Raw genomic sequence first — 7,790 nt, 5'->3', positions numbered from 1 at the left:
TCCACACACGATGCCGAGATGTCGATCCCTGTGTATTTCGCCGCACGCGCGATCAGCGGCACGGTCCAGCGCCCGCCACCAGGGCCAATTTCCAGCACCTCAGTCGCCGCAGGCACCTCCTTCTCCAGCACGCACCTGATCACGGACGACTTCCACCCCTCCGAAGGGCTCCATTCCTCGCCCCCCGCGCTCCAGTCCCAGGCCTCCCAGATCGCCTTGTTGAGCGCAAGACTATTCATGCCTGGGATACCCGTCTTATGACGCAGATGATCCATGAACTGAAACGCCTTCTGCGAGATCGAGCTGTTGATGTAGTAAACACCGAACGCCAGGCACCATAACAGGCCATTTTCTTTGAGTATCAGCCAAGCAAGCTTGGCCTTGCCGAACAGAGTGATGTGGCGGCGGTTTTCGATGAGATCTTTCATGCAGGAGAAGGGGGGGAAATGGCCGCGCTCTTTCGCACCGAGACCGCCAAAGGTCAACTCGTTGGCGTTTCCGTGCCAAAATCGACGCAGATTGTCGAATCAGTTGCCATATCACGAGGGCACTCGAAGTTCCCCACTATCCCATGCCCGACAGCCTCACCCCAGCCGAGTTCGACACCTATGCGGCGAACTATGAAGAAGCGCTCCACCGCGGACTGGCGCTGACCGGCGAAGGCAAAGATTTTTTCGCCGAGGGACGCGTCTTGTGGCTGAAACGGCAGATGGATCGGCGCGGAACTAAAGCCGTTTCCTGCCTCGATTTCGGCTGCGGCACAGGCACCTCGGCCTCATTTCTTCAAAGAGGCCTCGGAATCGCCTCCTACCTCGGTTTTGACCCTTCTGCCGCCTCCATTGAGCGTGCAACAAAAGAGAGCGCATGGCCGGAAGCACGCTTCACACAGGATCCCGACAGCATCGCAGCCGAAAGCTTCGATCTGGCCTTCACCAACGGTGTTTTTCATCACATCCCGCCGGATCAACGCGCAGCAGCGGCCCGCCTTGTCTGGCGCTCGCTCAAGCCCAATGGACTGTTCGCGTTTTGGGAGAACAACCGCTGGAACCCTATCGTTCATTATTTGATGAGCAAGGTGCCGTTCGATGCCGATGCGCAGACGCTTTTCCCTTTTCAAGCGCGCGCCCTACTCCGCACTGCCGGCTTCAAAATTCTCCAAACCGACTCCTGTTTTGTCTTCCCAAGCGCGCTGGGCTTCCTGCGCGGCATAGAGCCCCTGCTCTGCAAAATCCCGGTTGGGGGACAGTACCTCGTATTGGCACAAAAATTATGAGTCTAAATGTATATCGTCGACCCGGTACTTGGGCGCTATTCGCGCTTCTTCTAGTGTTTCACCTCACCTTCCAGAACATGCACGGCGCGTGGACATCCGATCTGGCTGGCGATCCTGACGAAGCCGCACATGCCGTCACGAGTTTGATGCTGCGCGACTACATGGCGGGAGGTTGGCAGCAGTCGCCCATGGTTTTTGCCAAAAACTATTACGAGAGCTTTCCGAAGGTCGCGCTCGGACACTACCCTCCTGGCTACTACCTGCTCGCCGGCGCATGGCTTCTGCCGATTGCATCGATCAAGAGCCTGTTCGTGCTGCAATCTATCCTGGCTGCCGCCTTTGGCACCCTGATTTACCGCTTCTCGTCCCGCATTCTCCCGGTTCCGGCAGCCTTAGCGACTGGTCTTATCTCTGCAGCATTACCTTTCACACTCAAACAAGCGGAGTTTGTCATGTCCGACCTCATGCTCGGCGTGCTATGCCTGCTGGCGACCGCCGCGTGGGCGGACTACCTACAACGCCCCACGAAGCGACGCGCGCTCGGCTTTGGCCTCCTCGCAGCGATGGCGATTCTCACCAAAGGTTCCGCGCTCGCCCTCTGTCTCGTGCCACCGATCGCCACACTCCTCACAGGACGCTGGAAACTCATCAAACAGGCCTCGTGGTGGATTTCCGCGCTTCCCGTGGCCATCCTCGCCGGACCGTGGATGATTTATTCCTCGCACATCACATCGGAGGGCATGGTCCATCAACCGCTGACCGACTACGTGCAGGAAGCCGCGCTCTTCTATGCAACTTCAATGCCTCATGTCGTCGGCTGGTTGTTGCTATGCTTCATCATTATCGGTCTGGCACTCATCATGAGCACCTGTGTGCGGTCGCCACAAACCTCGACCTTGCTCGCCTCTGGAATCGGCATGCTCGCAGGCACCACGGCCATCAGTCTGTTCGTGCCAACAGGTTTCAGCACCCGCTATCTCCTGCCCGTGCTTCCTGTGCTCCTCATCGCCGCCGTAACCGCAGTCAATGCGTTCTGCTCGGGATTCGGCAGAGGCCGCTGGCCAGCATTTTGCGCCATCATGGTGGCCGCATCCGCCCTGACCTCACGTTGGCCTGAAAAACAAGTCACAGGCTTCTCTCAGGCTGTCGAAACCTCCGGCGTGCCGCAACTCGGCACTCCGCCCGCCAACTGGCTCGTAGCCGCCGATCCACGTGGAGAAGGCGCGATCATCGCCGCTGCCGCCTTCCACTGCCAGCAGCGCTCCCCCTCTCTCCTGAAGGTGTATCGCGGCAGCAAGGAACTCGCCACCAGTGACTGGCTGAGCCGTGGCTACACGCTGACGTTTCCCGACGACTCGCTAGTGCTGGCCCATCTCGACCTACTCAACGTTCGCCGCGTCTTCATCGATTTGTCCGCCGAAGAGTCCGTGAGAAAAGAGCACGAACACCAGCTCCTCCGCGCGCTCTACAACGCGCCCGACCGCTGGACTCTCGACTTCGACCGACCCATAGTGCGCGGCCCAGGAGCCGCTGGAAAACTGCTCGTTTACAAACGACTGTAAACCTCCACAGCGCCCTCCCATCAAATCGCATTTGCAAATCACCTGAGCTTTCCATAAACAGCCGACCCATTTTATTCCGCCACGATCACCTTCATGAATATTTCCGTTTTTGGCCTCGGTTACGTTGGAGCAGTCACCGCTGCCTGCCTTGCGCAGAAAGGGCACTTCATTATAGGCGTCGATCTTCATGCCGCGAAGGTCGGCGCGTTCAACGAAGGCATCTCACCCATCGTTGAGCCCGAACTCGACCAACTTCTGAAAACAGCCAGCGCTACCGGCCACATCACCGCGACGATGGATGCCACTGAGGCCGTCGCGCAGTCTGAGGCCAGCATCATTTGCGTCGGAACCCCTTCCCTGCCCTCCGGCAGCCTCGATTTGAGCTACGTTCTCCATGTCTCCGGCCAAATCGCCGAAGCCTTGAAAAAATCGACCAAGAAGCACGCCATTCTCTTCCGTAGCACCATGCTGCCAGGAAGCACCCGCAAGATCGTCGCGGACATCTTTGCCGACCTCGTCAAATCCGGTCAGGTGACCATCTGTTACTGCCCGGAGTTCCTGCGGGAAGGCACTGCAGTCAGCGACTTTCAAGCCCCCTCGCTCGCCGTCATCGGCACGGAAGACGGCAGCACATCGCCACCGGCTGACATCGCCGACCTGCTCGGCGGCAAGCCGGAAGTGCTCCGTTGGGAAGGTGCCGAAATGATCAAATATTCTTGCAACTACTTCCATGCCCTGAAGGTCGGCTTTGCTAACGAGATAGGACGCCTCTGCAAGCATTTGAGGGAAGACGGCACCCGCGTGATGGATGTGTTGTGCGCCGACACACGACTGAACATCTCCCGCTACTACATGAAGCCGGGCAACCCTTTCGGCGGCTCCTGCCTGCCCAAGGATGTCTCGGCGCTGAAGTCTTTCGCCCGTCATGAAAATCTCAGTCTGCCCCTGCTAGAAAACACCGTTGCCACCAATGCCGCGCATCAGGATCTTTTTGTGAATCTGATTGAGAGTAAAGCGAAGCGCCGAATCGGTTTTCTAGGGCTCGCATTCAAGGCGGAAACGGACGACCTGCGCGGCAGCCCCATGGTCAGCGCGGCGGAGACGCTGCTCGGGCGTGGCTATGAGCTGCGGATCTACGATCCCCACATCAATCTCTCCCGCCTCATCGGCGCAAACGAGCAGCAAATTCAGGCTCGCATGCCGCACTTGGCGCAACTTTTGAAGTTTGACGTGCTTGACGTACTTCAGGCAAGTGATGTCATCGTGGTTTCCCAAAAATGCGTACCTCTCGAGGTCCTGAGGGAATCGGCCCGTACAAATCAGATCGTGATCGATGTCAATGGCTGGAGGGAACTCGACACCCTGCCCTGGCAGTATGAGGGGATTTGCTGGTGACCTTATAAGCGCCGAGTCTTCTCACCAACTGCCACTACACGATAGCCCTTGCCAGCAACGCTTTGGAAGCAACGCAACGCAGCGCTCCTCAGGGTAGAAGAATAGACGCCCCTCAGCGCTTGCAGTATCGTGCACCACAAAGACGCACGGATCCTTCGTCACATTGAGGAAATGGGAAACTCACTTAAACTGCAACGCGCAAGGAGTCACCGGCATGACGCACGCATGCCTGGCACTTACTGATCTTGAGCGGATTGCATTCGCGAGCAAAATCGCCCTTAGGAAACAGAACTATGAACTAGGCCGCAGCGTTCAAACTTTTTGGCAGTTCCTCATTGGGCATCGGACTCAACATAAGTATTGGGCGAAGTGATTTTTTACCATCGAGGAAATCGGACAGGACATGGAGCACATCAACCTCTCATTATCTCTAAAACTCGCCGTAGCAATTGTTCCAGCGTAAAGGGTATCAGTACTTCTTAATTCTTTCGAAAGCAGCTCAGTTTAATGGCCAACCTAAGAAGTAACCGAGTTCGTGCCAAAAACGGCAAGACGGAGGAATCGGAGCTGGAAATCCATGGTGTCGTGGCAATCGAGCGTAAACAAGCAACAGTGGCATTTTTCAGATTACCTGATAAGATATAGCTATATGCAACTTGATAGAAATAAATTGCTCGAGCCATTGCCCAATCGGACGCTGGAAGAAGACTGCCGAATTTTTCTCTCGCATTTTTGAGAACCCAATCCGTATCCGTGGACTGCTTTAAAGTGTTGTGACACATGCTTGACGAGTGGACTCGATAGTGTCGAAGGGGTGCGTCAAGAAAATATATTGGCCCATTCTGAGCAAGCTTGATCAACATGTCCCGGTCATCAGATCCGCCGGCTAAACGGTTAAATCCACCCAACTCTAGCATGGCTGCGCGCCTAGCGAGTCCACAAACTCCAAAACGATTGCGCAATACAACATCCCTCAGTGAAATGATACGAAGCGGACATTGAAGAACGCCATCATCCACAGGAACAGGCACATAACTGTCATCTGAAAAAATTTGCTCCCCGAAAACAACAAAGTTTGTGGCAACCCCACTTTTTTGAAGGAACTTTACAGAAAGTGAAACCGCTTCAGCAGAAAGTCTGTCATCCGCATCCATAAAAATCACCCACTCAGTTCTTGCCTCACGCAGTCCGGTGTTTCGCGTTTCAGGGAGGCCCTTATTTCGCTGACGAATATACCTTATGCCCCCCCCAAATTCAGCTGCAATCTCAGGCGTGTCGTCCGTGGAACCATCATCAATGACAATGATTTCCACATCAGGATAATCTTGGGACATCGCAGCATTGATCGCCCCCCTGAGGAAATGACCATAATTGTACGCGGTTATAATAATTGTAATTCCCATCCTAATTAGCCTGCGATTAGTGAAAAAAATGAGCCCGATCTTTTTTGCGCATGAATCCTAAGCCGCTAAAATCTGTCGCTAGGCGATGCGGAGAAAAAGGAGCAGCTAGTTTTCAAATGCGGTCTGGGTACAGTGTATGCGAAAGCCGTGGTTACTTCAAGGCAATTCAAATTGTGCTGTCCAGCGTCTTTAGAAGGTTTCAACGAACAAAGCTCCCGCAACAGTGGAAATTCAGCTTGGTCTTACGGCACTGAATTATTTAGTCTCTACTGCTATGTAGCATTCGATCACACGCTTCATTATAAAATCAAAAAAATAACATTGAAACAGGCATTGATAAGAGTAATTGTCGTTGTCCTCCAGACCAATTTGATGTTGAAAACTTTTATTCTGAAGAGCTACATCTAACTCCTCAGCCGCCCTTATGATTATTCGTGTGACCGCTTCCCTACTGACAGCTTTTGCTCTGTCAAATTGTTCTTATCCCTTTGGAAATAGTAAAAACGGTAATTATTTTGGAGGACAGGGCATGAGTAGAGCGCCAAGCACCTTTGTTCCCAAAGCGCTCCAGAGGGAGTCTCCGCTTGTTTTAATGAGTTTTAAACCAGCGAAATCTTAAAATGCTCACCATTGCGACGTGAGATGATCACACATTGTATTCACTTTTAGTTTAGTTTCGGACTCTGCCTCGTAATTTCATCACTTCGTGGATTTTGGCTCGTCCAATTTATAAATTTACGTCATATTCAGATGTCATACTTTCGAAAACAACGTGGGTTCACTTTTGCGGAATCCCTGCTTATGCTTTTCATACTGACACTGTTCAGCATGGTAGCGATTGCTGTTTACAATAAAGGAATTAGTAAGTCGCAGGGAGCAAAGGATCCAGAATGGCAGAAAAGGGGCGGAGATGCTTCTATGCAAACGGCGGCCCCTCCTGGCTTGGGTCAACAAAAGCAGCCCAACCTCAGAAAGGAAATTGCTCCAACGCTTCCCGCAAATGATGGTATACGGAAACTGGAGAAATGAGCACCGATAATGGGGAGGGCTTGTCGACTTCGAACTCTACGAAGGAGTCTTCGTCAGGCGGCAGGCACGCCGGGGGCGACAGCATTAGCGAAAGACAGTTTAACCTTGTGATTGCTAAGTTCGGGAGAGTTCTGGTCACGGCAGCCGAAAAGGGTCTGGTGGGAGCTCTCATATTGCGATTTTTTCGCGGAGTCACTTCATCGCTGACTATTACTTATATTGGCTTCTGTATTATTCTGTGGATTGCGATGGGCTTGGTGGGGGAAAAAAACATAACCTCAGCTTTTCTCCTCTACATCCCTCCAATGACATGGCTTTTGCCGTTTTTGGTTCTGCTACCGCTCGCTCTTATTTTTCACCGTGGCTGTTTTCTGGCGCAGATCGCGACTGTGACTTTGCTCCTCTGGGGATGGCTGGGATATGGCTTGGAACATACCCACGGCGGCGGGAGTAATCGCTTGGATAACGTGTTGACAATAATGACCTACAACCGTGGTCAGCATATGAACCAGAGTCTTCAGCCGTTCAAAAACGCTACAAATCCAGACATTATCGCATTTCAGGAGGCCTCAGGGAGAGCTGACGGGTTTCTTCGCTCACCAGACTACGCTGAATTTGAACATGGCGTCAGCGTGGGTGAATTCACGCTGATTAGCCGCTATCCGATCACCGAGAGTTCGCTGCTAGGTGCTCCAGATTCGCCCACGAATGGAGGGGTTGCCCGTTTTGTGATCGATTGGAATGGCCATCCTGTCTCCATTTTCGTTGTCCACCTACGAACACCACGAGAGGTTCTGAATTCTTATAGGCGTGGAGCCTTTTTGTGGGGTGTTTTGGGGATGCCTGGCACACCTTGGGCGGAAAAACGTCGGCAATACCAGACGTTTTGGGATGGTCAGATTGGCGATGTGGAGAGAATTCTGAACGCAGTGCGGACCGAATCCAACCCCTGTATTGTCGTTGGCGACTTTAACGCTCCAAGCACGGGATGGATTTACCGCTCGATCACCAAGGAACTTGGGGATGCGCATTCGGCGTCTGGTTCTGGATTCGGGTTCACTTTTCCAGGCGTTACACATAACCCTCTAAGTCTGGGCGGACCATGGATGCGAATCGATTATGTGTTTT

General features: G+C 53.3%; 5 protein-coding genes and 1 pseudogene. 4 read left to right on the top strand and 2 right to left on the bottom strand.

All coding sequences use genetic code 11. From position 1 onward, the window contains the following. Positions 1-428: pseudogene (locus ACIREA_RS21620) on the bottom strand (hypothetical protein); the annotation flags it as partial. Positions 429-571: 143 nt separating this feature from the next. Here ACIREA_RS21620 and ACIREA_RS21615 point away from each other — a divergent pair. The 3 genes from ACIREA_RS21615 (at position 572) to ACIREA_RS21605 (ending at position 4,230) form a co-directional block, all read left to right on the top strand. Beyond that, on the top strand, positions 572-1,273 hold the full coding sequence (locus ACIREA_RS21615; protein ID WP_397384434.1) for a class I SAM-dependent methyltransferase: 702 nt from the start codon (positions 572-574) through the stop codon (positions 1,271-1,273). A gap of 53 nt (positions 1,274-1,326) precedes the next feature. Further along, positions 1,327-2,835: an ArnT family glycosyltransferase gene (locus ACIREA_RS21610; RefSeq protein ID WP_397384433.1), complete on the top strand. Its 1,509-nt coding sequence runs from the start codon at positions 1,327-1,329 to the stop codon at positions 2,833-2,835. Positions 2,836-2,928: 93 nt separating this feature from the next. Continuing rightward, complete coding sequence (locus tag ACIREA_RS21605; protein ID WP_397384432.1) at positions 2,929-4,230, top strand: nucleotide sugar dehydrogenase; 1,302 nt, start codon at positions 2,929-2,931, stop codon at positions 4,228-4,230. Between the two features lie 479 nt (positions 4,231-4,709). On the opposite strand, the gene ACIREA_RS21600 is transcribed toward ACIREA_RS21605, so the two are convergent. Beyond that, positions 4,710-5,633 carry a glycosyltransferase family 2 protein gene (locus ACIREA_RS21600; RefSeq protein ID WP_397384431.1) on the bottom strand — a complete coding sequence of 308 codons (924 nt, stop codon included), beginning with the start codon at positions 5,631-5,633 and terminating at the stop codon, positions 4,710-4,712. A 1,025-nt stretch (positions 5,634-6,658) separates the two neighbouring features. Between ACIREA_RS21600 and ACIREA_RS21595 the strand changes: the two genes are divergently transcribed. Further along, positions 6,659-7,790: endonuclease/exonuclease/phosphatase family protein (locus ACIREA_RS21595; protein WP_397384430.1), on the top strand; the 1,132-nt coding region annotated here is incomplete at its 3' end.

This window comes from Prosthecobacter sp., assembly GCF_044373815.1.
Lineage (GTDB): Bacteria > Verrucomicrobiota > Verrucomicrobiia > Verrucomicrobiales > Verrucomicrobiaceae > Prosthecobacter.
This window is presented reverse-complemented; position numbering and strand designations above follow the sequence as displayed.